This window comes from Buttiauxella sp. S19-1 (assembly GCF_022134725.1).
GTDB classification, from domain to species: Bacteria; Pseudomonadota; Gammaproteobacteria; order Enterobacterales; family Enterobacteriaceae; genus Buttiauxella; species Buttiauxella ferragutiae.
The window spans coordinates 13,954-37,744 of record NZ_JAHWLU010000043.1 but is presented as its reverse complement, the minus strand read 5'-3'; the positions used below and the strand labels follow the sequence as shown (position 1 = coordinate 37,744).

General features: G+C 50.5%; 22 protein-coding genes and 4 tRNA genes. 7 read left to right on the top strand and 19 right to left on the bottom strand.

What is annotated here, in order from left to right; translation table 11 throughout:
• Positions 1 to 8: 8 nt before the first annotated feature.
• The 6 genes from MES37_RS11795 (at position 9) to leuA (ending at position 6,377) form a co-directional block, all read left to right on the top strand.
• On the top strand, positions 9 to 749 hold the full coding sequence (locus MES37_RS11795; RefSeq protein WP_064543982.1) for an AzlC family ABC transporter permease: 741 nt from the start codon (positions 9 to 11) through the stop codon (positions 747 to 749).
• Positions 746 to 1,087: an L-valine transporter subunit YgaH gene (ygaH, locus tag MES37_RS11790; protein WP_064543980.1), complete on the top strand. Its 342-nt coding sequence runs from the start codon at positions 746 to 748 to the stop codon at positions 1,085 to 1,087. The genes MES37_RS11795 and ygaH overlap by 4 nt, the downstream gene beginning before the upstream one ends.
• Before the next feature lie 84 nt (positions 1,088 to 1,171).
• The gene (gene mprA / locus MES37_RS11785; protein ID WP_064543978.1) at positions 1,172 to 1,702 is read left to right on the top strand and encodes a transcriptional repressor MprA; all 531 of its coding nucleotides are present in this window, start codon (positions 1,172 to 1,174) and stop codon (positions 1,700 to 1,702) included.
• Between the two features lie 134 nt (positions 1,703 to 1,836).
• On the top strand, positions 1,837 to 3,009 hold the full coding sequence (gene emrA / locus MES37_RS11780) for a multidrug efflux MFS transporter periplasmic adaptor subunit EmrA (protein ID WP_064543976.1): 1,173 nt from the start codon (positions 1,837 to 1,839) through the stop codon (positions 3,007 to 3,009).
• A 15-nt stretch (positions 3,010 to 3,024) separates the two neighbouring features.
• Positions 3,025 to 4,563, top strand: coding sequence for a multidrug efflux MFS transporter permease subunit EmrB (gene emrB, locus MES37_RS11775; RefSeq protein ID WP_064543974.1), 1,539 nt, complete (start codon positions 3,025 to 3,027; stop codon positions 4,561 to 4,563).
• Between the two features lie 143 nt (positions 4,564 to 4,706).
• The gene (gene leuA / locus MES37_RS11770; RefSeq protein ID WP_064543972.1) at positions 4,707 to 6,377 is read left to right on the top strand and encodes a 2-isopropylmalate synthase; all 1,671 of its coding nucleotides are present in this window, start codon (positions 4,707 to 4,709) and stop codon (positions 6,375 to 6,377) included.
• On the opposite strand, the gene MES37_RS11765 is transcribed toward leuA, so the two are convergent.
• The 19 genes from MES37_RS11765 to melR form a co-directional block, all read right to left on the bottom strand.
• Complete coding sequence (locus MES37_RS11765) at positions 6,374 to 7,129, bottom strand: AraC family transcriptional regulator (RefSeq protein WP_237931486.1); 756 nt, start codon at positions 7,127 to 7,129, stop codon at positions 6,374 to 6,376. The two genes, leuA and MES37_RS11765, sit on opposite strands and share 4 nt — an antisense overlap.
• Positions 7,130 to 7,216: 87 nt before the next feature.
• Complete coding sequence (gene luxS, locus MES37_RS11760) at positions 7,217 to 7,732, bottom strand: S-ribosylhomocysteine lyase (protein WP_064543968.1); 516 nt, start codon at positions 7,730 to 7,732, stop codon at positions 7,217 to 7,219.
• A 154-nt stretch (positions 7,733 to 7,886) separates the two neighbouring features.
• Positions 7,887 to 9,443: a glutamate--cysteine ligase gene (gene gshA, locus MES37_RS11755; protein ID WP_064543966.1), complete on the bottom strand. Its 1,557-nt coding sequence runs from the start codon at positions 9,441 to 9,443 to the stop codon at positions 7,887 to 7,889.
• A 79-nt stretch (positions 9,444 to 9,522) separates the two neighbouring features.
• Complete coding sequence (locus tag MES37_RS11750; RefSeq protein WP_064543964.1) at positions 9,523 to 9,951, bottom strand: YqaA family protein; 429 nt, start codon at positions 9,949 to 9,951, stop codon at positions 9,523 to 9,525.
• Positions 9,948 to 10,514: a fructose-1-phosphate/6-phosphogluconate phosphatase gene (gene yqaB / locus MES37_RS11745; RefSeq protein ID WP_064543962.1), complete on the bottom strand. Its 567-nt coding sequence runs from the start codon at positions 10,512 to 10,514 to the stop codon at positions 9,948 to 9,950. The genes MES37_RS11750 and yqaB overlap by 4 nt, the downstream gene beginning before the upstream one ends.
• Before the next feature lie 164 nt (positions 10,515 to 10,678).
• Positions 10,679 to 10,755 (bottom strand) — tRNA-Arg (locus MES37_RS11740).
• Between the two features lie 61 nt (positions 10,756 to 10,816).
• Positions 10,817 to 10,893, bottom strand: a tRNA-Arg gene (locus MES37_RS11735).
• Between the two features lie 196 nt (positions 10,894 to 11,089).
• A tRNA-Arg gene (locus MES37_RS11730) sits at positions 11,090 to 11,166 on the bottom strand.
• Between the two features lie 4 nt (positions 11,167 to 11,170).
• Positions 11,171 to 11,263: transfer RNA gene (locus MES37_RS11725), tRNA-Ser, on the bottom strand.
• Positions 11,264 to 11,588: 325 nt separating this feature from the next.
• A complete protein-coding gene (gene csrA, locus MES37_RS11720; protein WP_013574027.1) occupies positions 11,589 to 11,774 on the bottom strand; it encodes a carbon storage regulator CsrA in 186 nt (61 codons plus the stop codon).
• A gap of 250 nt (positions 11,775 to 12,024) precedes the next feature.
• Positions 12,025 to 14,652: an alanine--tRNA ligase gene (gene alaS, locus MES37_RS11715; RefSeq protein WP_121815025.1), complete on the bottom strand. Its 2,628-nt coding sequence runs from the start codon at positions 14,650 to 14,652 to the stop codon at positions 12,025 to 12,027.
• Positions 14,653 to 14,812: 160 nt separating this feature from the next.
• Entirely contained in the window at positions 14,813 to 15,319 is a 507-nt protein-coding gene (locus MES37_RS11710; RefSeq protein ID WP_064543958.1) for a regulatory protein RecX, read from the bottom strand.
• A gap of 77 nt (positions 15,320 to 15,396) precedes the next feature.
• On the bottom strand, positions 15,397 to 16,461 hold the full coding sequence (gene recA, locus MES37_RS11705) for a recombinase RecA (protein ID WP_064543956.1): 1,065 nt from the start codon (positions 16,459 to 16,461) through the stop codon (positions 15,397 to 15,399).
• 83 nt (positions 16,462 to 16,544) lie between these two features.
• On the bottom strand, positions 16,545 to 17,054 hold the full coding sequence (pncC, locus tag MES37_RS11700) for a nicotinamide-nucleotide amidase (protein WP_064543954.1): 510 nt from the start codon (positions 17,052 to 17,054) through the stop codon (positions 16,545 to 16,547).
• Positions 17,055 to 17,182: 128 nt separating this feature from the next.
• Complete coding sequence (locus MES37_RS11695) at positions 17,183 to 18,061, bottom strand: metal ABC transporter substrate-binding protein (RefSeq protein ID WP_064543952.1); 879 nt, start codon at positions 18,059 to 18,061, stop codon at positions 17,183 to 17,185.
• Complete coding sequence (locus tag MES37_RS11690; RefSeq protein WP_064543950.1) at positions 18,058 to 18,942, bottom strand: metal ABC transporter permease; 885 nt, start codon at positions 18,940 to 18,942, stop codon at positions 18,058 to 18,060. Before MES37_RS11690 ends, MES37_RS11695 begins: the two co-directional genes overlap by 4 nt.
• Positions 18,939 to 19,634 carry a metal ABC transporter ATP-binding protein gene (locus MES37_RS11685; protein WP_237931488.1) on the bottom strand — a complete coding sequence of 232 codons (696 nt, stop codon included), beginning with the start codon at positions 19,632 to 19,634 and terminating at the stop codon, positions 18,939 to 18,941. Before MES37_RS11685 ends, MES37_RS11690 begins: the two co-directional genes overlap by 4 nt.
• Before the next feature lie 256 nt (positions 19,635 to 19,890).
• Positions 19,891 to 20,964, bottom strand: coding sequence for a lytic murein transglycosylase B (gene mltB, locus MES37_RS11680; RefSeq protein ID WP_064544056.1), 1,074 nt, complete (start codon positions 20,962 to 20,964; stop codon positions 19,891 to 19,893).
• Positions 20,965 to 21,191: 227 nt separating this feature from the next.
• The gene (gene melR, locus MES37_RS11675) at positions 21,192 to 22,124 is read right to left on the bottom strand and encodes a transcriptional regulator MelR (protein WP_064543948.1); all 933 of its coding nucleotides are present in this window, start codon (positions 22,122 to 22,124) and stop codon (positions 21,192 to 21,194) included.
• A 249-nt stretch (positions 22,125 to 22,373) separates the two neighbouring features.
• On the opposite strand from melR, the gene MES37_RS11670 reads away from it, so the two are divergent.
• The gene (locus MES37_RS11670; protein ID WP_133522884.1) at positions 22,374 to 23,732 is read left to right on the top strand and encodes an alpha-glucosidase/alpha-galactosidase; all 1,359 of its coding nucleotides are present in this window, start codon (positions 22,374 to 22,376) and stop codon (positions 23,730 to 23,732) included.
• The last annotated feature ends 59 nt before the right edge of the window (positions 23,733 to 23,791 follow it).

Sequence of the window (23,791 nt, the reverse complement as noted above, 5' to 3'; positions counted from 1 at the left end):
TATTTAATATGGATAGTCCTGCAACAGTTCCATTAGATAATAATCACAGCGATGCCACCTGGGTTGAAGGGCTGAAAGACAGTTTACCGATTGTCATCAGTTATATTCCGGTCGCGTTTGCGTTTGGGCTTAATGCCACGAAGCTGGGATTTACGCCACTCGAAAGCTTGTTTTTCTCCTGCATTATTTATGCCGGGGCCAGCCAGTTTGTGATAACTGCGTTACTGGCTGCGGGTAGTTCTCTGTGGGTCGCCGCCTTAACGGTGATGGCAATGGATGTGCGCCACGTGTTGTATGGCCCTTCCCTGCGTCAGCGCATCACCCGCCAGTTGAGTAAACCTAAAACCGCGATTTGGGCCTTCGGCCTGACCGACGAAGTTTTTGCCGCCGCCACCGCCAAACTGGTGCGTGATAACCGGCGCTGGAGCGAAAACTGGATGATCGGTATCGCCTTTAGTTCATGGTTTTCCTGGGTTTTAGGCACCGCGCTGGGAGCCTGGTCTGGTAATGGTTTGCTGGACCACCTGCCCGCTGTTGAAGCGGCTTTAGGCTTTATGTTGCCCGCCCTGTTCATGAGTTTCATGCTGGCGTCGTTCCAGCGTAAACAATCATGGACGGTTACCGCTTCGCTTGCTGGCGCATTGTTGGGCGTGACGCTGGTTTCTATTCCGGTGGCGATTCTTGCAGGGATTGTCTGTGGCTGTATGGCGGCATTAGTACAGGCGTTTTATCAAGGTGAACACGGATGAGTACACAAGTACTTTTGCTGGGTTTGCTGGTCGGCCTTGCCAACTATCTGTTTCGTTATTTGCCTCTGCGTATCCGGGCAAATACCACTCGTCCGGCCAAACGCGGCGCCACTGGCATACTGCTCGACAGTATCGGAATCGCATCGATTTGTGCGTTGCTGGTGGTTTCTAGTGTTCCGGAGATTATGCAGAACGCGCAACGTCTGGTCCCGACGCTTGTCGGTTTTATTATTCTCGGGCTGAGTTTTTATAAAACTCGCAGCATCATTGTCCCGACATTATTAAGTGCTCTGGGTTATGGATTAACCTGGAAACTCATGATGGTGATATCAGTCTGACCAATAAAAACGTATCAACAATACATTTACTTTATTTGTCACCATCGTTATTATATCGACCGAAACTAATGAGGTTATGCCAAAATGGATAGTTCGTTTACGCCCATTGAACAAATGCTAAAATTTCGCGCCAAACGCTATGAGGAATTCCCGTACCAGGAAGTCCTGCTGACGCGCCTTTGCATGCACATGCAGGGCAAGCTTTTGGAAAACCGCAATAAAATGCTGAAAGCTCAGGGGATTAACGAGACGCTGTTTATGGCGTTAATTACTCTTGAATCGCAGGAAAACCACAGCATCCAGCCTTCTGAATTGAGCTGTGCTTTGGGGTCTTCCCGTACTAACGCGACTCGTATTGCCGATGAACTGGAAAAGCGTGGCTGGATTGAACGCCGTGAAAGCGATAACGATCGCCGCTGCCTGCATCTGCATTTAACCGAAAAAGGTCAGGAGTTCCTGCGTCAGGTGTTACCACCGCAGCACCACTGCTTACATGAGCTGTGGTCCACGCTGAGTGGTTCGGAAAAAGAGCAGTTGGAACAGATCACCCGCAAACTGCTGACCCGCCTTGATGAAATGGACGAAAACCAGACTGTACTTGAAGCCGTGCGCTAAGTGCCGTCATCGCGTTAAATCGTAGTATCCCAAAAAAGATGAATACTGACAGGCCAGCAACTTACCTTGCTGGCCTGTTGGGTCTAACAGGTCGGCTCAGCCGATCACTATAATAAAAAAGTGTGGAGATAAGCATGAGCGCACATGCGGAGACTCAAACCTCGCAGCAGCCGGGTAACAAGAAAGGCAAACGTAAAGGTGCCTTACTTGTGTTGACCTTGCTGTTTGTCATTATTGCTGTGGCATATGGGATTTACTGGTTCTTAGTATTACGTCACTACGAAAACACGGATGATGCGTATGTGGCCGGTAATCAGGTGCAGATAATGTCCCAGGTTTCCGGAAGCGTAACTAAAGTTTGGGCAGATAATACCGACTTCGTTAAACAGGGCGATGTTCTGGTGACGCTGGACCAGGCTGACGCTGAGCAAGCCTTTGAACAAGCACAAACCGTGCTGGCTTCAAGCGTGCGCCAGACTCGTCAGTTAATGATTAACAGTAAGCAATATCAGGCCAATATTGAGCTGCAAAAGACTTCTCTGGCACAAGCTCAAAGCGACCTGAATCGCCGCGTGCCGCTGGGGAATGCAAACCTGATTGGCCGTGAAGAGTTGCAACACGCCCGAGATGCCGTCGCATCGGCTCAAGCGCAACTGGATGTTGCCATTCAACAATATAATGCCAATCAGGCCATGATCCTCGGAACCAAACTCGAAGAACAGCCAAGTGTTAAACAAGCGGCTGCCGAGTTACGTAACGCCTGGATGGCACTGCAACGGACTAAGATTGTCAGCCCAATGACCGGCTATGTTTCACGCCGTGTGGTGCAAGTTGGCGCACAGATTAGCCCGACCACACCGCTGATGGCTATCGTGCCAGCGAGTGGTTTGTGGGTTGATGCAAACTTCAAAGAAACGCAGCTTGCGCATATGCGTATTGGCCAACCGGCGACGGTCGTCAGTGATATTTACGGCGACAAAGTTGAGTACACCGGTAAAGTTGTTGGCCTGGATATGGGTACCGGCAGCGCGTTCTCTCTGCTTCCTGCACAAAACGCCACCGGTAACTGGATTAAAGTGGTTCAGCGTTTGCCGGTTCGTATTGAACTGGATGCCAAACAGCTTGAACAACATCCGCTGCGTATCGGTTTGTCGACGCTGGTGACGGTGGATACCAGTAACCGCGATGGCAGTATGCTGGCAAACACCACTCGTCACTCTCCGGTGTATGAAAGCAATGCGCGCGAGCTGAATCTTGCGCCTGCCAACGAGCTTATCAATAACATCATCCAGGCCAATGCGGGTTAACAAAGCGGAGGTTGTATGGCACAACAAAAACCGCTAGAAGGGGCACCGCTGGTCATCATGACCATCGCCTTGTCATTGGCGACCTTTATGCAGGTGCTGGACTCGACCATCGCCAACGTGGCCATTCCGACCATTGCCGGTAACCTTGGCTCGTCACTGAGCCAGGGAACCTGGGTTATCACTTCATTTGGGGTGGCAAACGCCATCTCAATTCCTATCACCGGGTGGCTTGCTAAGCGCTTTGGTGAAGTGAAGTTGTTTATGTGGTCGACGATTCTCTTCGTGTTGGCTTCATGGGCTTGCGGCGTGTCCAAAAGTCTGGAGATGCTGATCTTCTTCCGCGTTATCCAGGGGATCGTTGCCGGGCCGTTGATTCCGCTGTCGCAAAGTCTGCTGCTCAATAACTACCCGCCTGCTAAGCGAAGTATCGCGCTGGCGCTGTGGTCGATGACGGTCATCGTGGCACCGATTTGTGGGCCAATCCTCGGTGGTTTTATCAGTGATAACTACCACTGGGGTTGGATCTTCTTTATCAACGTGCCTATCGGCGCGCTGGTCGTTCTGCTGACGATGCAAACCTTGCGTGGGCGTGAAACCAAAACCGAGCAGCGCCGTATTGATGCCATCGGCCTTGCGCTGTTGGTGGTGGGCATTGGTAGCCTGCAAATCATGCTCGACCGCGGTAAAGAGCTGGATTGGTTTAACTCAACGGAAGTGGTCGTTCTGACAATCGTCGCGGTGGTGACGATAAGTTTCTTGATTGTCTGGGAGCTAACGGACGACAACCCGATAGTCGACTTGTCGTTGTTTAAGTCGCGAAACTTCACCATTGGTTGCTTGTGTATCAGTCTCGCCTACATGCTCTACTTCGGCGCAATTGTGTTACTGCCGCAGCTGTTGCAGGAGGTATATGGCTACACGGCAACCTGGGCAGGTCTGGCATCGGCACCGGTCGGGCTTCTTCCTGTATTGCTGTCGCCGATTATCGGGCGTTTTGCTCATAAGCTCGATATGCGGCGCCTGGTGACGTTCAGCTTTATTATGTACGCCGTCTGTTTCTACTGGCGTGCATATACCTTCGAGCCGGGAATGGATTTCGGCGCGTCGGCCTGGCCGCAGTTTATTCAGGGCTTTGCCGTGGCGTGCTTCTTTATGCCACTGACGACAATCACGCTTTCCGGGCTACCGCCTGAACGTATGGCCGCAGCGTCGAGCCTGTCGAACTTTACCCGAACCCTTGCCGGTTCGATTGGTACGTCGATAACCACGACGCTGTGGACTAACCGCGAAGCGCTACATCACGCGCAGTTAACGGAGTCCGTTTCACCGTTTAACCCGAATGCGCAGGAGATGTATTCAAAACTGGAAAATCTGGGGATGTCGCCGCAACAAGCCTCTGGCTATATTGCGCAGCAGATTACCAATCAGGGGCTGATTATCTCAGCCAATGAGATTTTCTGGGTTTCTGCAGGAATATTTATTCTGTTACTGGGTCTAATCTGGTTTGCCAGACCACCGTTTGGTGCCGGTGGTGGCGGCGGTGGAGCGCACTAAGTCAGAAACACAAAAGGGGCCAATTGGCCCCTTTTCTCTGTCTGTCGTCTGGCGGTTTTGCAGCACAGGTTGTCAGTTTTGCGCCAGTAAGCCCAGCCTAAAGTCGTCAGGATAAAGACTGACCCACGCCGAGGAAAACCGACATGCTGTACGACCCATCGCAAAAATACCAGCCCCATCCCCCGATTCACCTACCTGACCGCCAATGGCCAAACAAACAGCTCACGCATGCCCCACGCTGGCTTTCCACCGACCTGCGCGACGGTAACCAGGCGCTGGCTGACCCCATGGACGGCCTGCGCAAACTGCGCTTCTGGGAACTGTTGCTCCAATGCGGTTTTAAGGAAATTGAAGTGGCTTTTCCGTCAGCATCAGAAACGGACTTCCAGTTTGTTCGCCAGCTAATTGAAGAACGGCGGATACCGCACGACGTCACAATCCAGGTGCTGACCCAGGCACGTACCGATTTGATTGAACGCACTTTTGCCGCTCTTGAGGGTGCCAGTCGCGCGACACTGCATCTCTATAACGCCACTGCCCCACTTTTCCGCCGCCTGGTATTCCGTCAGAGCAAAGAGGAGATCATCCAATTGGCCGTCAGTGCAACGCGCCAGATTCGGGCATTGTGCGAGGCAAACCCGCAAACACAGTGGAGTTATGAATACTCCCCGGAAACCTTCTGCTTCACCGAATCTGATTTCGCGCTGCAAATCTGCGAGGCGGTGGCGGATGTTTGGGAGCCCTGCTGCGAAAGGCCGATGATTATCAACTTACCTGCGACCGTCGAAGTGAATACCCCGAACGTCTATGCCGACCAAATTGAGTACTTCTGTCGCCATTTCTCGCGGCGTAACGCGGTGTGTATCAGCGTCCATCCTCACAATGACCGGGGAAGCGGTGTGGCCAGTGCTGAACTGGCGATACTTGCGGGAGCTGACCGTGTAGAGGGCTGTTTGTTCGGCAACGGCGAACGCACCGGTAACGTCTGTCTGGTAACCATGGCTATGAATCTATACAGCCAGGGGGTCTCACCGCAGCTCGATTTCAGCGACATAAAGCATGTTGTCGAAGAGGTGGAGCAATGCAATCAGTTACCGGTGCACCCTCGCCATCCCTATGCCGGAAAGTTGGCATTTACAGCCTTTTCAGGCTCGCATCAGGATGCTATCAAAAAGGGTTTCACGGCCCGGCAGCAATCCTCTTCTCCGCTTTGGGAGATGCCGTATCTTCCTGTAGACCCGAACGATATTGGCTGTAGTTACGAGGCGGTGATCCGCGTTAACAGCCAGTCTGGTAAAAGCGGCGCGGCGTGGATACTGGAACAAAACCACGGGCTGGTATTACCACGTGGGTTGCAACAGGACTTCAGCCGCCACGTTCAGGAACAGACCGACCGGGACGGTAACGAAATGACTCTTAACGCCCTCTGGCAGTTGTTCCGCAAGTTGTACGGGCCGCATCAACTCGCTGATCGGCAACTACTGGAATACCGCAGTGAAAGTCAGACAGAAGGAGGTCTTTCACTGCAGGCGCGCGTCCAGACACCAGAAGGAATATTGACGTTGCAGGGCAAAGGTAACGGGCTACTTTCTGCCACCGCTGATGCTCTAAAATCGCAGTTCAAGGTCGCTTTTTCTATCGAGGACTACCATGAGCATACACTTGGAAGACATAGCGAGAGCCGATCAGCTGCCTATATACGCTGTACTTTTGCCAATGGTGAAAGTTGCTGGGGAGTCGGTATCGACAATGATGTTGCGCGGGCTTCGCTACAGGCTTTGCTTAACGCCTTGCCGATAAAATCTTCGAACTAGAAGTATTCACTTGGGGATACGCCCAGAGTCCGTCGGAACATGGCGCTGAATGCACTGTGGCTTTCATAGCCAAGATCCAGCGCCACCCGCAGAACCGATTGCCCTTGAGCCAGGCGATTTAGTGCTTCCATTAGCCGTGCGCGTCGTACCCATTCGCTGAACGCCATACCAGTTTGCTCGCGAAAATGGCGCAGTAAGGTTCGTTCACTCATGTTGAGCTGGGCGGCAGCCACTGTGGTGGTCCATGATTTACCTGGTTCAGCCTGAACCTGACGGCATAGCGCCTGAATCGTGGGTGCCTGCGGTTCCGGCAGATTAAAAGGCATCACTGTCATCACGCGGATTTCATCGAGGATCAGCTCGTAGATTCTCTCCTCCCTGCTCCCGGCTTCGTACCGTCCTGGTAGATCCAGCGAGCTTATGATCAACTCACGCAGTAAATTAGAAACCTGCACAACCTGACAGACCGAGGGTAAATCCGCGCGAGCAAAAGGATCGATAAACAACGTTCTGGCCGCGACTTGTCCTGTGACCTGAAGCCGATGACGTGTTCCCGCCGGGAGCCATACACCACGACTGGGCGGCACAACCCAATACCCTTGTTCCGTTTCTATCCGCACCACACCACTTAAAGTATGCAGCAGTTGTGCGCAGTCATGGCTATGCCAGGGCTCCGTCGCGCCATGTGGATAATCATGAGCAAAGGGAACCAGCGGACGCGTCGCGAAGTTGAACTGGAGAGTGGTAGACATAGCGTTATTTATGAGCGAAAAGATAAAGGTAGCATAGCGCAAGAATATAAAAAGGAGCCGATGAGCTCCTTTTTATGAGGCTTCTGACTAGATGTGCAGCTCTTTAAGTTTCTCTTTTGGCAGAGCCAACTCTTCGTTGCTGTTCACGCTCACACCATGCTCAAGAATATGGCGCGCGATGTCCTGTGCTTCTTGCAACGAGTGCATGTGGTAAGTCCCACACTGATAAACATTCAGCTCTGGGATCTGGTTTTGCTCTTTCACTTTCAGAACATCTTCCATTGCCGCTTTCCATGCGTCAGCAACTCGAGACTCTTCTGGCACACCAATCAGGCTCATGTAGAAACCTGTGCGGCAACCCATAGGTGAAATATCGATGATCTCTACGCCGTTCCCATTCAGGTGATCACGCATAAATCCTGCAAACAGGTGTTCAAGTGTATGAATCCCTTTTTCTGGCATCACTTCCTTGTTCGGGATGCAGAAACGCAGATCAAATACAGTGATTGTATCGCCATGAGGCGTGTGCATTGTTTTGGCCACACGCACTGCTGGCGCGCCCATGCGGGTATGGTCGACTGTGAAGCTATCCAACAACGGCATCTGATCACCTCCGATAGTGATTTAATTTAAAAATAAAATGAACCATTCTTTCCTGGACGACTCTGAGTATATGAAAGACGCGCATTTATTATCATCATCCCTGATTCAGAGATGTATATTTTGGCCACATTGATTGTGGCCTTTTTCTTTTGTACTACGCGTGTTTTGCGAGCCACACGTCGAACGGTTCGGTATCTTTAGCTTCAATTTCCCGCTGACGTTGCCACGAAGCGTCATGCTCCTTCTGCAATACATCTTCGGTCAAAATCTCTAGCGGCTCCTGGATCAGCATCTGACGATATTGCTCAGCCAATGCCAGCCCAGTTCCGCCAATGCCATTATCAATCATAGACCGCAGAATTCGTGCTGAGTACGTTAATTCAGGATTATCGAAACAGGCGACCAGTTGGTCACACACGTCCTGGTATTCCGTATTGCCAGCGATACCATCCAGCGTTTCCGCGACACGACGTAAATCAGCAAACAGGTCTTTGCCCACTTTTGGCAACGGATGCTGTGCGGTTTCACAACCCATACCCAACGTCAGGCCTGGTTTGCGCCCTTCCAGAATCACGCGATTCCAGTTTTTACGGGTGCAAAGCAATTCATCACTGCTCATTTCAGGCGCGTCAGCCAGCACACACCAAATCATAAACAGGTCGAGGAAGCGAACTTGCTGCTCATCAACCCCGATCGGAGAGAACGGGTTAATATCCAGTGAACGCACTTCGATATATTCAATCCCACCGCGCATCAGAGCGTCAGAAGGCGACTCACCCTCCGCTGTGACACGTTTAGGGCGAATCGGTGCGTAGAGTTCATTTTCGATTTGCAGCACGTTGGTGTTGATTTGAAGGCGTTTACCGTCCTTCTCAACTCCCATCTTCGCGTACTCTTCCGAAGGCGTTTTAATGGCACGTTTTAATCCGGCGACGTAAGTTTCCAGATCGTTAAACGTAATGCCAAGATTGCTCTGAGATTTGTTGGTGTAACCGAGGTCGCTCAAACGCAGTGACGTCGCGTATGGCAGGTAATTCATGCCACACTCGGTTTTTTCAAATGGCAGCGAGCTTTCTTTCCCTTGCAGGAAAGACGAGCAAATCGCCGGCGATGCACCGAATAAATACGGGATCACCCAACCGAAACGGTAGTAGTTGCGAATCAGGCGGAAGTATCCGGCGGAAATCGCTTCTTTGCCGCTCTGGGCATCTTCTACGCCCAACCGCGCCTGCCAAAATTCAAACGGCAACGAAAAGTTGTAGTGAACGCCGGAGATAGTCTGCATCAACGCACCGTAACGGTTTTTCAATCCTTCACGGTAGAGCGTTTTAAAACGCCCGTTGTTGGATGAACCATACTGCGCCAGTTCGATATTCTGACCGTCGTCGATATAGCACGGCATGCTCAGAGGCCACATGCGTTCCTCACCCAAATGACGGGCGACATGGCGATGAATATCACGCATGAAGGTCAGCATATGGTCGATGTCACCATCAACCGGAGTGATAAACTCCAGCAGCGCTTCCGCGAAATCGGTGGTGATCCATTTATGGGTAAACGCTGAACCTAGACTTTCCGGGTGGCCGGTTGTTGCCAACTGACCATCTGGCGTGACGCGCAGCGTTTCACGCTCAAGACCACGACGAAGACCTTTTACTGCCTGAGGATGCTGTTCCAGCCAGGCCAGCGCCTGTGATACGTTCGGGATCAAATTGACCTCCCGCCTGTAGAATTCATTTTTATTAAGCATAATTGTTTTAAATGGTGATGATAATTATCAGATCACCCAATTAGTGCCACCACGCCATGCCTTGTACCGTTGCAGCCGCGACAACGAGATAGCGAAGCGCTTTACCAAGGCATAAGAAAAAGATTACCGGTCCCCAGCTCATTCGTAATAAGCCAGCCAACAGGCACAGTAGATCGCCAATTAAAGGCATCCAGCTGAGTAATAACGTTGCCGGACCAAAACGCACTAGCCAGGCAGTTGCCTTTCCTTGCCAGCGCGATTGTTCCCGCAACGGGAAAAAACGTCCAAGAATAACGTTAGTTAAGCCGCCAAGGCTATTACCCATTGTTGCTATTAAAATGAGTAACCAGGTTGGCCCAGAACCTGCAACTAATAACGCCACCAGAACAGCTTCTGAGCTTCCTGGTAACAATGTTGCGCTAAGAAAACTGCTGGTAAACAGTGAAACAAATGACAGTGTTTCACTCACAGCAAACGGACATCCACGCCATCCATACCAGCGGCACGTGCTGCTTCCAGGCCAAAATCTGCATCTTCAAACACCACACATTTATGCGCAGCAACACCCATTAATTTGGCGCACAGCAAAAAAGTGTCGGGAGCAGGTTTATGGTTTTTAACGTGATCTGCCGCGACAACAGCGGAGAAATACTGACGTAAGCCCAAATGATTAAGCAGCGCTTCGGCAATATCGCTTTCACTACCGGTACCGACAGCCATAGGACGACGCCCATGCCAGGATTTAACGACATCAATGAGAGGAAGCGGGCGCACAGTATCAAGAAGCATAGCCCTTACGGCCTGCGTCTTTTCCTGCGCCAGACGATGAGGATCAAGATCTGCACGATTGAGTTCGATAATCGCCTGCGCGATACGCCAGGTTGGGGAGCCATTCAACGCAACCATAGCTTGCTCATCAAACTGCATGCCATAGCCCGCTAGCGTCTCACGCCACGCCTTACGATGTGTTGGTTCGGTATCGAGGATGGTTCCGTCCATATCGAAAATCAGGCCGTCGTAACGTTCGTACATCTCATCCCTCACATCACTCAATATTGAGGCGTTACTTTAGCGTAAACCAATAATATTGTCGCTTATTTGTAATTGAGATAGTACAGAAGGTGACTAATGGGTTTGTGTGGTGTTACTGGGGAGTTTAAGAGTTACTTTCGGGGAATTAAAACTGGAGAAAAATATGGTGCACCCAGGAAGATTCGAACTTCCGACCGCTCGGTTCGTAGCCGAGTACTCTATCCAGCTGAGCTATGGGTGCATCGGGTTACTGCTTTACTACTGATTCAATGTCACTGAACTTGCCGTAACATCGAAGAAGATGGTGCACCCAGGAAGATTCGAACTTCCGACCGCTCGGTTCGTAGCCGAGTACTCTATCCAGCTGAGCTATGGGTGCACAGGATTACTTCTTTTACTGCTGACTTAATGCTGTTTGTTGTTCTAAACAACATCAACAAGATGGTGCATCCGGAGCGTTACTCGCGGTGCTTGCCCTGACGGGCCGTTGCTTTAGCAACGTTTTTCTCCCTGTTGTTCGCTAAGAAATTAACTTTCTTTGCAACACTACCGGTGCAAAATGGTAGTAGGAAGAATGGTGCACCCAGGAAGATTCGAACTTCCGACCGCTCGGTTCGTAGCCGAGTACTCTATCCAGCTGAGCTATGGGTGCAAAATGGCGGTGAGGCGGGGATTCGAACCCCGGATGCAGCTTTTGACCGCATACTCCCTTAGCAGGGGAGCGCCTTCAGCCTCTCGGCCACCTCACCACACGCCTCTTTCGAGGTGTACCGTTGAACTTGTTTCTGCTCATCGGCACTGCGTGGCGCACATATTACTTTCCCGCACTTATAAGTCAAACAATTTTTCCCAACTCAGTTTCAATTGCACACTTCGCGCACAATTAGGGTGAATTCACGGCAAAAAGAGTGTTTTATCAACTAACAAGATGGGGTTTATAGAGGTACGAAAGCATTCGGGATAAGTAAGAAATTGTGGGCATGACAGAAGAAACAGGAGGGATTGCGAGATAAAGCGAAGAAAATAGTGCTCTAAAGGAAGCGTCTCGCTAGCAGATAGCGAGACGCAGTAACTTTAGTAACTCGTTTGTTGCGATTTTTCAGCCTGGATACGTTGGTAGATCTCTTCGCGGTGTACAGAAACTTCCTTCGGGGCGTTAACACCAATACGAACCTGGTTACCTTTTACCCCAAGTACTGTCACGGTCACCTCATCCCCAATCATGAGGGTCTCACCAACTCGACGAGTTAGAATCAGCATTCTTTGCTCCTTGAAAGATTAAAAGAGTCGGGTCTCTCTGTATCCCGGCGTTCTCCATCATATACGACAAAAAGTAAGTAGTGACAAACACATAAAGTGTCACTCACCACGACATTACATTCTGTTATGAATAAGTCTAGCCGATATACGCAACTTTAACCTGACTTTATCATTATTGAGTATGTGCAAATTTAAGAAGACGCTATAACCTAAATGAGTTATAGCGTCTGTCTGCACTTTATTTTTTTACTTAGAGCTTAGCCGAGACCCAAGCTTCAACACCGGCCAGAGCACCCGGCAATGCGGCTGCATCTGTGCCACCAGCCTGAGCCATATCTGGACGACCGCCCCCTTTGCCACCAACTTGCTGAGCGATAACTCCAATCAGTTCTCCCGCCTTCACACGGTCAGTGACATCTTTAGAGACACCAGTAATCAGAGAAACCTTACCTTCTGATACCGTCGCCAGAACGATAATTGCCGAACCAAGCTGATTTTTCAGATCATCAACCATAGTACGCAGCATCTTCGGTTCAACGTTGGCAAGTTCACTCACGAGGAGTTTCACGCCTTTTACATCGACGGCTTTGCTGGAAAGGTTTGCACTCTCCTGCACTGCCTGCTGTTCTTTCAATTGCTGTAGTTCTTTTTCAAGCTGGCGGGTACGCTCCAGTACCGAACGCACTTTCTCGTTCAGATTCTGGCTATCGCCTTTGAGCAACTGAGCAATATCATTGAGCTGTTCGCTTTGTGCATGCAGATTAGCCAGCGCACCTTCGCCAGTAACAGCTTCAATACGGCGCACACCCGCAGCAGTACCAGACTCAGCAACGATACGGAACAAACCAATATCGCCAGTGCGGCTGGCGTGAATACCGCCACACAGTTCGGTCGAGAAATCACCCATGCTCAGCACACGCACGTGGTCATCATACTTCTCACCAAACAACGCCATTGCACCTTTAGCCTTAGCAGCTTCCAGATCCATGACGTTAGTTTCGATTGGCAGGTTGCGACGAATTTGTCCGTTAACGATATCTTCTACTGCGCGAACTTCAGCCGGTTTCATTGCTTCGAAATGGGAGAAGTCGAAACGCAGGCCTTTATCGTTAACCAGAGAACCTTTTTGCGCGACATGCGTGCCAAGTACCTGGCGCAATGCAGCATGCAACAAGTGAGTTGCAGAGTGGTTCAGACGAATGCGTGAACGACGCACTTCATCAACTTCAGCTTTTACACTGTCGCCCACTTTCACCACACCAGAGACTAATTTGCCAAGATGACCGATAGCCTGGCCATACTTCTGCGTATCGTTAACGGCAAAGTCCACACCGTTACCTTTGATTGTGCCTTTATCACCAACCTGGCCACCAGACTCTGCATAGAATGGTGTTTCGTTGAGCACCACAACCGCTTCCTGGCCCGCAGTCACTTGTTCAACGGCTTTACCGTCAACAAACAACGCAGTGACTTTCGCGGTTAAATCCGTGTGATCATAACCTTTGAAAGCAGTGGCAGAATCTACGCGGATCATGCTGTTATAGTCAGCGCCAAAACCGCTGGACTCACGTGCGCGACGGCGTTGTTCTTCCATCGCCGCTTCAAAACCAGCTTCGTCAACTTTCAGATTACGTTCGCGGCAAACATCCGCAGTCAGGTCAACCGGGAAGCCATAGGTGTCGTACAGACGGAAAGCGGTTTCACCATCCAGCGTATCGCCCTTCAGTTTCGCCAGTTCTTCATCCAACAGCGTTAAGCCACGTTCCAGGGTACGGGCAAACTGCTCTTCTTCGGTTTTCAGAACTTGTTCAACCAATGCTTGCTGACGTTGCAGCTCTTCACCCGCTGCCCCCATCACTTCAACCAATGGGCCAACCAGTTTGTAGAAGAAGGTTTCTTTAGCGCCCAGCATGTTGCCGTGGCGGATTGCACGACGAACGATACGGCGCAGCACATAGCCACGGCCTTCATTGGATGGCGTAACACCATCAGCAACCAGGAACGCACAAGAACGAATATGGTCAGCGATAACACGCAGTGATTTGCTGTTCAGATCGGTTGCACCAGTAACTTCGGCAACAGACTTAATCAGCTGGCTGAACAAATCAATTTCGTAGTTGGAGTTAACGTGCTGAAGAACAGCGGCAATACGCTCCAGCCCCATCCCCGTATCAACAGACGGCTTCGGCAATGGCAACATAGTGCCATCTTGCTGACGGTTGAACTGCATGAACACAAGGTTCCAGATTTCGATATAACGGTCGCCATCTTCTTCAGCGCTACCCGGAGGGCCGCCCCAAATGTGGTCGCCGTGGTCAAAGAAGATTTCGGTGCATGGGCCGCATGGGCCGGTGTCACCCATCTGCCAGAAGTTGTCAGATGCGTAAGCTGCACCTTTGTTATCGCCAATGCGAATAATACGTTCGCGCGGAACGCCAACTTCTTTTTCCCAGATTTCAAACGCTTCGTCGTCAGTCTCGTAAACCGTGACCCACAGACGATCTTTTGGCAGGTTAAACCACTGTTCGCCGGTCAATAATTCCCAGGCGAAGTTGATGGCATCATTTTTGAAGTAGTCACCAAAGCTGAAGTTACCCAGCATTTCAAAGAAAGTGTGGTGACGAGCGGTGTAACCGACGTTCTCCAGGTCATTGTGTTTACCACCAGCGCGGACACAACGTTGCGACGTTGTGGCACGGGAATAGTTACGTTTGTCGAGACCAAGGAATACATCCTTGAACTGGTTCATCCCGGCATTGGTAAACAGCAAAGTAGGGTCGTTATTCGGAACCAGGGAGCTGCTCGCTACAACCTGGTGGCCTTTACTATGGAAAAAATCGAGAAACGCCTGACGGATCTCAGCGGTGCTCTTGCTCATAATTATCCTGAAATCAAGCTAACGAGGAGTTGCAAACCTGACATAGCCAATTTTGATACTTTGGCCTTGACCTGTTTACCTGGAAAAAGTGGGAATAAGATAAGTTTTCTGATGAGGGAAGTAAAATCCCGTGTATGCCTAATCTGCAAAATTTCGGTATTTATCTTGAATAAACGGCCTGGATGTCTTCCATAAAGAAACCACGATACTGAAGATAGCGCTGCACTTTGGCCCGCTCTTTCCATTCCGTAGGAAGTTGCTCACCAAATTTTCGCTCGGCAATGTCTCGCGCCATCTCTTGCCAGTCTATTTCGCAGTTTTCCATGGCGGCTTCGCTCAGTTCACGCGCGATACCTTTACCCTGCAATTCCTGACGGATACGTTGCGGGCCATAACCTTTGCGGCTGCGGCTTGCGATAAAACGCGAAGCGAACTGAGCATCGTCCAGCCAGCGGTGTTCATAACACCAGGCAATAACTTTTTCGATATCTTCAGGAGTAAACGGGTCTTCTTCCGCTCTTGGTTTTCCGGGAAACGTGGGTTGTGCAGCAAGTTTACGGCGGAGTTCTTGTTCGCTGTGATCGCGCATCGCCAGGATACGAGTGGCTTTGTCTAATAAGCGGGACCAGGCGCTGCGGCGAGTAGAAGGAGTAATAGGTTCAGGCATGACGGATAACCTGTATAGAAGAAAAGTGCAGTAAAGCAGATAAAGACAAGGGCTGCCGTGGCAGCCCTTACTAGTATTTAGAAGTCTTCTTTGGTTTCAGCAACGTCTTTGTCATGGTCATCAACAACAAAGTCTGGTGTGCCATCTTGATTATTCAGCAGCATATCACGCAGTTTCTTCTCGATTTCAACAGCCATTGGCTTGTTTTCTTTCAGGAAATTACTGGAGTTTGATTTACCCTGGCCAATCTTCTCACCGTTGTAGCTGTACCAGGCACCTGCTTTTTCAATCAGCTTGTGCTTCACGCCTAAATCAACCAGTTCGCCGTAGAAGTTAATGCCTTCGCCGTACATGATCTGGAATTCAGCTTGCTTAAATGGTGCAGCAATTTTGTTTTTGACCACTTTAACGCGGGTTTCACTACCCACTACGTTATCGCCATCTTTTACCGCGCCAATACGGCGGATATCCAGACGGACAGATGCGTAGAACTTCAGGGCGTTACCACCGGTTGTGGTTTCTGGGTTACCGAACATCACACCAATTTTCATACGGATCTGGTTGATGAAGATAAGCAGGGTGTTGGACTGCTTAAGGTTACCCGCCAGTTTACGCATTGCCTGGCTCATCATACGTGCCGCAAGGCCCATATGAGAGTCACCGATTTCGCCTTCAATTTCAGCTTTCGGTGTCAGAGCAGCAACGGAGTCAACCACGAGGACGTCAACAGCGCCGGAACGTGCTAATGCGTCACAGATTTCCAGAGCTTGTTCGCCGGTATCAGGCTGGGAACACAGCAGGTTGTCGATATCAACGCCCAGTTTCTTAGCGTAAATCGGGTCCAGAGCGTGCTCGGCATCGATAAACGCACACGTTTTACCTTCACGTTGAGCGGCGGCGATAACTTGCAAAGTCAGCGTCGTTTTACCAGAAGATTCTGGTCCGTATATTTCAACGATACGCCCCATTGGTAAGCCACCGGCTCCCAGAGCAATATCCAGTGAAAGTGAACCGGTAGAGATCGTTTCCACATCCATGGTACGGTCTTCACCCAGACGCATGATGGAGCCTTTACCAAATTGTTTTTCAATTTGGCCAAGTGCTGCCGCTAACGCCTTCTGTTTGTTTTCGTCGATAGCCATTTTTACTCCTGTCATGCAGGGTGATACACAAGTGCGCCACGCTGCTTACTATGCTGTTTTGTTGTGCCAATTATACTGTATGGTCATACAGTATCAAGCTTATTTTTGAGAAATTCTTCCCACAGGGTTTGCACTGCATATTCCGTGGCCTGGCGGCGAACGGCATCACGGTCACCTTCAAAAAGCTGATGGCGAGCGACAGTGCCTTCAAGCTTTGAGCTGAAGCCAAACCACACGGTGCCGACGGGTTTTTCCTCGCTGCCACCATTTGGTCCGGCGATACCACTGACTGCAATCGCGTAGTCCGCAGCGGCGGCATATAACGCCCCCTGAGCCATTTCACGCACCACGGCTTCACTGACTGCGCCGTGGGTTTCCAGCGTCCCGCTATCCACACCAATCATTTGATGTTTAGCTTCGTTACTGTAGGTAACAAAGCCACGTTCAAACCAGGCGGAACTGCCTGAAACATCAGTAATCACCTTGGCAATCCAGCCACCGGTGCAAGATTCCGCCGTCGTGATGGTGGCACCAAGCTGCCCAAGCGCTTCGCCCAACTGGTGGCTTAATTGGCGCAATGTTTTCTCTGTCATATTGGCTCCGATTGTAGACATATCGCAGGGTCACACGATAGCACTTAACCGCGCTTTCAGAGGATTACATTCAATAACGCGAGGCACTTCCAGAGAAAAGAACGGCCAGCGAATGCTGGCCGGATAAATCATTTCATACTGTTAGCGATGGCTTCCACATTATGCTTAAAAGCCATCTCATAAGTGCTGGCAGGGCCGTCGGCATCAGACAATGCTTCAGGATAAAGTTCACCGCCCGGTTGTGCACCACTCGCGGCGGCAATTTGTTTTACCAGACGGGGGTCAGTCTGGTTCTCAATGAAGTATGTTTTGATGTGCTGGTTTTTGAGCTGTTTGATTAGCCCAGCGACATCACTGGCATTCGCTTCAGCTTCAGTCGAGAAGCCAACAGGCGCGAGGAAAGCCACCCCATACTCTGCGCCAAAATAGCCAAAGGCATCATGGCTGGTCAGCACTTTACGGTGCGATTTAGGAATCGATTCAAAGCGTGTTTTGGCCCAGCTATCCAGCAGTTTCAGGCGCGTAACGTACTCGCTGCCGCTTTCATTGATTGCCGCCGCATCTTGTGGGTCTGCCGCCATCAGCGCCTTCATAATATTCTGCGCGTAGACCGCGCCATTCTCAGCACTGTTCCAGGCATGCGGGTCAGTAATTTGTTTACCGTCTTCGACCATGCTGCGGCTGGAAATACCTTCAGAAGCAACAATGACTTTGCCTTTATAACCTGATGCGCTCACCAGGCGGTCCATCCACCCTTCCATTCCCAGCCCGCTGACAATAACCACGTCAGCTTTGCTTAGCGCGACGCTGTCTTGCGGCGAGGGTTCAAAACTATGCGGATCACCGTTTGGCCCGACCAGGCTTTTTACCGTGACATGTTCACCGCCGACTTGTTTCGCCATATCAGCCAACACCGTGAAACTGGCGACCACATTGAGGTTTTTCGCCAGCGCCGCCTGGCTGGAACAAGCCAGCACCAATGACATCATCATCCCAAAACGTTTCATTTAATCCCCTTGCTTGTTGTTATCCAGCCTCTACAAAGGCTCCGAGCCAGTCCGCTGCGCGAACCGAAAAGTATTGAGATAAAGAAGCCAACGCTTGCCGTCAGAACAATCGCCGGTCCAGCAGGCAGTGCGGCGGCAAAAGACCATGCCAGCCCAATCCATGCCGATAACAAACCGCAGACCACCGCAATAAACATCGCCCCAGGTAGCGTTTTCGCCCAGCAGCGCGCCGAAACTGCTGGCAGCATCATTAGCCCGACGGACATCAGCGTGCCGAGGATTTGAAATCCGGCGACCAGGTTAAGCACCAGCAGCGCAAGAAAAACACCATGAATAAGATGAGGTGCATGGCGGTTATTGACCTGCAAGAAGCTGCGGTCAAAGGTTTCCATCACCAGCCCGCGATATAAACCCGCCAGGATAAGTAACGTTACGCTGGCAATCACGCCAACGAAGATTGTTGCCTGATTATCGACGGCCAGTATTGAGCCAAATAAAAGGTGCAGCAGGTCAACACTGGAGCCGCGAAGCGAAATGAGTGTGACACCTAACGCCAGCGAGCCGAGGTAAAAACCTGCAAAACTAGCATCCTCTTTAAGTTGGGTTCGTGAGCTCACCAGGCCGGAAATTAATGCCACCAGCACCCCCGCAACAAAGCCGCCAATCCCCATGGCAACCAGCGACATACCTGCCAGCAAATAGCCCACCGCAACGCCCGGTAGGATGGCATGAGAAAGTGCATCCCCCACCAGGCTCATACGCCTTAGCAGCAAGAAAATCCCCAACGGAGCGGTGCTCAGTGATAAAGCCAGGCACGCAACGAGCGCGCGGCGCATAAAACCGTAATCAATAAACGGTTCCAAGAAGAAGTGATAAATCATGCGGATAACGCCAGATTATTACTGACTTGCGAATAACGAGGTAACACTTCAGCAGCGTCCCCCCAATGGAAATGATCTTGTGTAAGCAATAAAACCTGTGGGAAATGCCGGCTAACACGTTGGTTATCATGCAGCACAGCCAGTACCGTTTGGCCCGCCTGATTCATTTGGCAGATTAACGACATCAGGAAATCGCTGGTTTGCGAATCGACCCCGGTAAAAGGCTCATCGAGCAGCACCAGCGGCGCGTTTTGCACCAGTAAGCGAGCAAACAGCATTCTCTGAAACTGGCCGCCAGAAAGCATTTCGATAGGCTGATGGCGGTAAGCGCTCAAGCCAACTCGTTCGATGGCATCGGCTATCCGCAGGCGGTGTTGACGCTTCAATGCGGAAAACAGGCTGCGGGCAGGCCACGCCCCCATACACACCACATCGTAAACCGTGACAGGAAACTGTCTTTCCATTTCAGCCAGTTGCGGCAACCACGCAATGCGCGGAGCACACCCATCGGTAAACTGCAGTTGCCCCGATACCGGTGCCTGTAACTTCAATAATGTTTTAAGGAGGGTCGATTTCCCGGTGCCATTGGCACCAATAATGGCGGTCATGCTGCCTTGCACAATATGGCCGGTAAGTGCAGGTGTCACCGCCCTTCCCTGATAACCCAATACCACTTGATTCAACGAGATCATGGCAGTGCAATCGCCCAGCGAATAGCCAGCCATAAACCGGCGAGCAGCATTAAGACTGCACAAAACCGGGCTGATGCTGCTACGGTGAAAAGTGTCCGTAAAGGATTCATTGCAGGAAAAAGCCTTCAATTTGATTTGTTATAACATAACATAAAATAAATTGATGACGATGTAAATTCCTGATCGACGATCGGGAAAAACCTTCATGGGAAGTGCTGGAGAAAGAACCCCGCCTCAGAACAAGGCGGGGTAAAGATTACTGAACGCGAGCCTGCGCAACAGCCAGGCCTAACTGCCATACCGCCATCGCGTAATGCGTGCTGTGGTTGTAACGGGTGATGGTGTAGAAGTTTGGCAGACCGTACCAGTACTGGTAACGATCGCCCATATCCAGGCGCAGTAAACTGGCTTCCTGGTGGTTACCCAGAGAAGCCGTTGGGCTCAGACCGGATTGCGCCAGCGCGGAAACGGAATACTTGGTCTTAAAGCCGTTGGCTAACCCCGGTACCTGGCCGTTAGCTGGCACCGCCACCAAATCCCCTTTCACCCAACCGTGGCCTTTGAAATAGTTTGCCACGCTGCCAATCGCATCTTCGGGATCCCACAAATTCACATGGCCGTCGCCGTTGAAATCAACCGCGTACTCTTTGAACGACGAAGGCATAAACTGGCCGTAACCCATCGCCCCGGCAAATGAACCTTTCAGTGCCAGCGGGTCATCACCTTCGTTACGCGCCATCAACAGGAAAGTTTCCAGTTCGCCAGAGAAGTATTGCGCACGGCGTGGATAAGCAAAGGATAAGGTCGCCAGCGCATCGATGATGCGTGTTTTACCCATCACGCGGCCCCAGCGAGTTTCCACGCCGATAATCCCAACAATAATTTCTGGCGGCACGCCGTAAACCTGGAAAGCGCGTTTCAGCGCACTATCGTATTGATTCCAGAAAGCCACGCCATTTTGCACGTTATCTGGGGTGATAAATTTGCCGCGATAACGCAACCACGCCCCATTTGGGCCCGGAGGTGGTGCAGTAGTAGGTGCCTGCTGGTCCATTAAACGCAGCACGTAATCCAGCCGTTTGGCCTGAGATAACACTTCATGCAATTGCTGGCGGTCAAAGCCATGCTCACTCACCATTTTATTGATGAATTTTTCGGCTTCAGGATTGTTGGCAAAATCCCCCGTCTGCATAAACACATCATGCTGCGGTTGCAGTAAGAACCCCCCTGAAGGCGCGCCAGCTTGCTGAGGCGAAGTTTCAGTTTTTGGTTTACTGCTACAGGCAGCAAGCAAAACGATAAGTGGAAGTAACGCGACGGAGTAACGCATGTGAGGGATATCCATATGACTGACGACGAATGTGTATTCCTTATGGTAAATCATATTTGACTGCCTGAAAAAGAAGTCCGCTGTCATAACCTCAAAAAGGACGCCAAATGTACGTTTTGTGGCCCCTATTTTATTGCTCTCACCACCTGAATGACGAAACAGGAACCCTTCTTCGATGCCTGCATCCAGAGGATTTTAACCGTGTCTATGCCGGTAAAAACGCAGTATCAATAACTTGAGTTTTTTGATTGGCTGAGCTTGCGATATTTTTGCGGGGACATGCCAACATATTTATTAAAAGAGCTGTAGAAGCGACTACTTGAGCGAAACCCCGCAGTCAGCGCGATATCAAGAATTGTTTTATCGGTGTCGTTGAGTAACGCACGCACATGGTTAATACGCATCGCCGTAATATATTGCTTCATTGTCAGTTGCATCACACGATGGAAAATTCCCATCGCATAGTTTGCATTAAGTTTTACATGTTCGGCGATGTTTTCAATGGTGAGGGCCTGGTCGTAATTAGCCCCGATAAACTCCAGCATTTGACTAACATAGAACTGCGCGTGGCGCGACACACTACCGCCATTGCTGTGCGTACTGGGTGTTTTATTCACCAGAATAGGTTGCCAACCTGACAAACTCAGACGTTTAAGCATGAGCCCTATCTCATCAATGGCCAACTGGCGAATCTGTTCATTCTGGCTGTTCATTTCCTGTTGCCAACGCTGAACTTCAAATTGGCTAATTTGTTGGGCTGCCAACGATTTAATCACCATACCGTGGGTCACATGATTTATCAGTTGCCTATCCAGTGGCCATGAGAGAAACAGATGCATCGGCAGGTTAAAAATCGCCATATTCTGGCAATCACCGGGACGGGTGAGTTGATGAGGGGTACACGCCCAGAACAGGGTGATATGCCCTTGTTTGATTTGCACTATTTCATTGTTAATCAGGTATTCCACATCACCGTCGAACGGAACATTTATCTCGACTTGCCCGTGCCAGTGGCTGGATTCCATATAGTGCGGCCGACGCAGCTCAATATCCATGCGCTGATATTCAGAATAAAGTGCCAACGGGCTACGCGTTTCACGGTCGGTACTGTTACACATATGTGGATCAGGCGGTAGGCGGCCAGTGTTGATGTTCATCATTCTCTCCGGTTCCTGAATTATCATAAATTGTGGCACATATCCGAATGAAGTCTCCCCCTCACATTGATATTCCTTATAAATCTATGCCCGTATTCTCTTCTTTATTGGCAAATTATTCCCATAAACTCATATTACAGCGAACGAAAGAGTAAATATGAGCTTGTGGGAATTCTCTGCAGGGAAGATGGAGGAGAAGTCTTTACTGACATGCCACTCTGATTCTGTTTAACAACACCACGGAGAATTACCATGTCAGTGTCAGTTCCTAAAATTACCTTCATCGGTGCGGGCTCCACCATATTTGTGAAGAATATCCTTGGGGATGTCTTCCATCGCCCAGCACTGAAATCTGCCCATATCGCTCTGATGGATATTAATCCCACCCGGCTGGAGGAATCGCACATCGTTGTGCGCAAGCTGATGGATTCGGCTGAAGCCTACGGCAAGATTAGCTGCCATACCGATCAGAAAAGTGCCCTTGAGGGGGCTGACTTTGTGGTGGTAGCCTTCCAGATCGGCGGCTACGAGCCCTGTACCGTCACTGATTTTGACGTCTGTAAACGCTTTGGCCTGGAGCAAACCATAGCTGACACCCTCGGCCCTGGCGGCATTATGCGTGCACTGCGAACCATCCCGCATTTGTGGCAAATCTGCGAAGACATGCTGGAAGTCTGTCCTGATGCCACGATGCTGAATTACGTCAACCCAATGGCAATGAATACCTGGGCGATGTACGCACGTTATCCGCAAATCAAACAAGTGGGTTTATGCCATTCCGTTCAAGGTACCGCGGCAGAGTTGGCCCGCGATTTGGATATCGACCCTGCTACATTGCGTTATCGTTGTGCCGGGATTAACCACATGGCGTTTTATCTTTCTCTGGAGAAAAAAAATACCGATGGGGAATATATCAGTATCTATCCTGAGTTGCTGAATGCTTACGAGTCCGGGCAAGCGCCAAAGCCAAACGCTCACAGTAATCCTCGCTGTGAGAATATTGTCCGCTATGAGATGTTCAAAAAGCTGGGTTATTTTGTGACAGAATCCTCAGAGCATTTTGCTGAATACACACCGTGGTTTATCAAGCCTGGCCGCGAAGATTTAATTGAACGTTATAAAGTGCCGCTGGATGAGTATCCAAAACGCTGTGTCGAGCAGCTAGCAACCTGGCGCAAGGAGCTCGAAGAGTACAAAACAGCTGAAAAAATAACGATTAAACCGTCTAAAGAGTACGCCAGCACTATTATGAATGCTCTATGGACCGGTGAGCCGAGCGTTATTTATGGCAACGTACGCAATGACAAACTTATCGATAACCTTCCGCAAGGATGCTGCGTAGAAGTCCCTTGCCTTGTCGATGCTAACGGCATTCAACCCACCAGAATTGGCACACTCCCCTCGCATCTGGCCGCATTAATGCAGACTAACGTGAATGTGCAAACGTTACTGACGGAAGCCATCCTGACCGAAAACCGTGATCGCGTTTATCACGCCACGATGTTAGACCCCCATACTTCTGCCGTCCTTAGTATTGAAGAGATTTACGCATTGGTCGATGCCCTGATTGAGGCACATGGCAATTGGTTGCCAGAGTGGCTGCACCGCTAATCATCGCGAACGCCGGGTTATATGCCCGGCATATGTGTGACTAATAACAGAGGTGGGCG

Excerpts from the sequence above, each read along its gene's own strand:
- MES37_RS11795 (WP_064543982.1), top strand. The coding sequence starts at position 9 with ATGGATAGTCCTGCAACAGTTCCATTAGATAATAATCACAGCGATGCC.
- ygaH (WP_064543980.1), top strand. The coding sequence starts at position 746 with ATGAGTACACAAGTACTTTTGCTGGGTTTGCTGGTCGGCCTTGCCAAC.
- mprA (WP_064543978.1), top strand. The coding sequence starts at position 1,172 with ATGGATAGTTCGTTTACGCCCATTGAACAAATGCTAAAATTTCGCGCC.
- emrA (WP_064543976.1), top strand. The coding sequence starts at position 1,837 with ATGAGCGCACATGCGGAGACTCAAACCTCGCAGCAGCCGGGTAACAAG.
- emrB (WP_064543974.1), top strand. The coding sequence starts at position 3,025 with ATGGCACAACAAAAACCGCTAGAAGGGGCACCGCTGGTCATCATGACC.
- leuA (WP_064543972.1), top strand. The coding sequence starts at position 4,707 with ATGCTGTACGACCCATCGCAAAAATACCAGCCCCATCCCCCGATTCAC.
- MES37_RS11765 (WP_237931486.1), bottom strand. The coding sequence starts at position 7,129 with ATGTCTACCACTCTCCAGTTCAACTTCGCGACGCGTCCGCTGGTTCCC.
- luxS (WP_064543968.1), bottom strand. The coding sequence starts at position 7,732 with ATGCCGTTGTTGGATAGCTTCACAGTCGACCATACCCGCATGGGCGCG.
- yqaB (WP_064543962.1), bottom strand. The coding sequence starts at position 10,514 with ATGTACGAACGTTACGACGGCCTGATTTTCGATATGGACGGAACCATC.
- csrA (WP_013574027.1), bottom strand. The coding sequence starts at position 11,774 with ATGCTGATTCTAACTCGTCGAGTTGGTGAGACCCTCATGATTGGGGAT.
- alaS (WP_121815025.1), bottom strand. The coding sequence starts at position 14,652 with ATGAGCAAGAGCACCGCTGAGATCCGTCAGGCGTTTCTCGATTTTTTC.
- MES37_RS11710 (WP_064543958.1), bottom strand. The coding sequence starts at position 15,319 with ATGCCTGAACCTATTACTCCTTCTACTCGCCGCAGCGCCTGGTCCCGC.
- recA (WP_064543956.1), bottom strand. The coding sequence starts at position 16,461 with ATGGCTATCGACGAAAACAAACAGAAGGCGTTAGCGGCAGCACTTGGC.
- pncC (WP_064543954.1), bottom strand. The coding sequence starts at position 17,054 with ATGACAGAGAAAACATTGCGCCAATTAAGCCACCAGTTGGGCGAAGCG.
- MES37_RS11695 (WP_064543952.1), bottom strand. The coding sequence starts at position 18,061 with ATGAAACGTTTTGGGATGATGATGTCATTGGTGCTGGCTTGTTCCAGC.
- MES37_RS11690 (WP_064543950.1), bottom strand. The coding sequence starts at position 18,942 with ATGATTTATCACTTCTTCTTGGAACCGTTTATTGATTACGGTTTTATG.
- MES37_RS11685 (WP_237931488.1), bottom strand. The coding sequence starts at position 19,634 with ATGATCTCGTTGAATCAAGTGGTATTGGGTTATCAGGGAAGGGCGGTG.
- mltB (WP_064544056.1), bottom strand. The coding sequence starts at position 20,964 with ATGCGTTACTCCGTCGCGTTACTTCCACTTATCGTTTTGCTTGCTGCC.
- melR (WP_064543948.1), bottom strand. The coding sequence starts at position 22,124 with ATGATGAACATCAACACTGGCCGCCTACCGCCTGATCCACATATGTGT.
- MES37_RS11670 (WP_133522884.1), top strand. The coding sequence starts at position 22,374 with ATGTCAGTGTCAGTTCCTAAAATTACCTTCATCGGTGCGGGCTCCACC.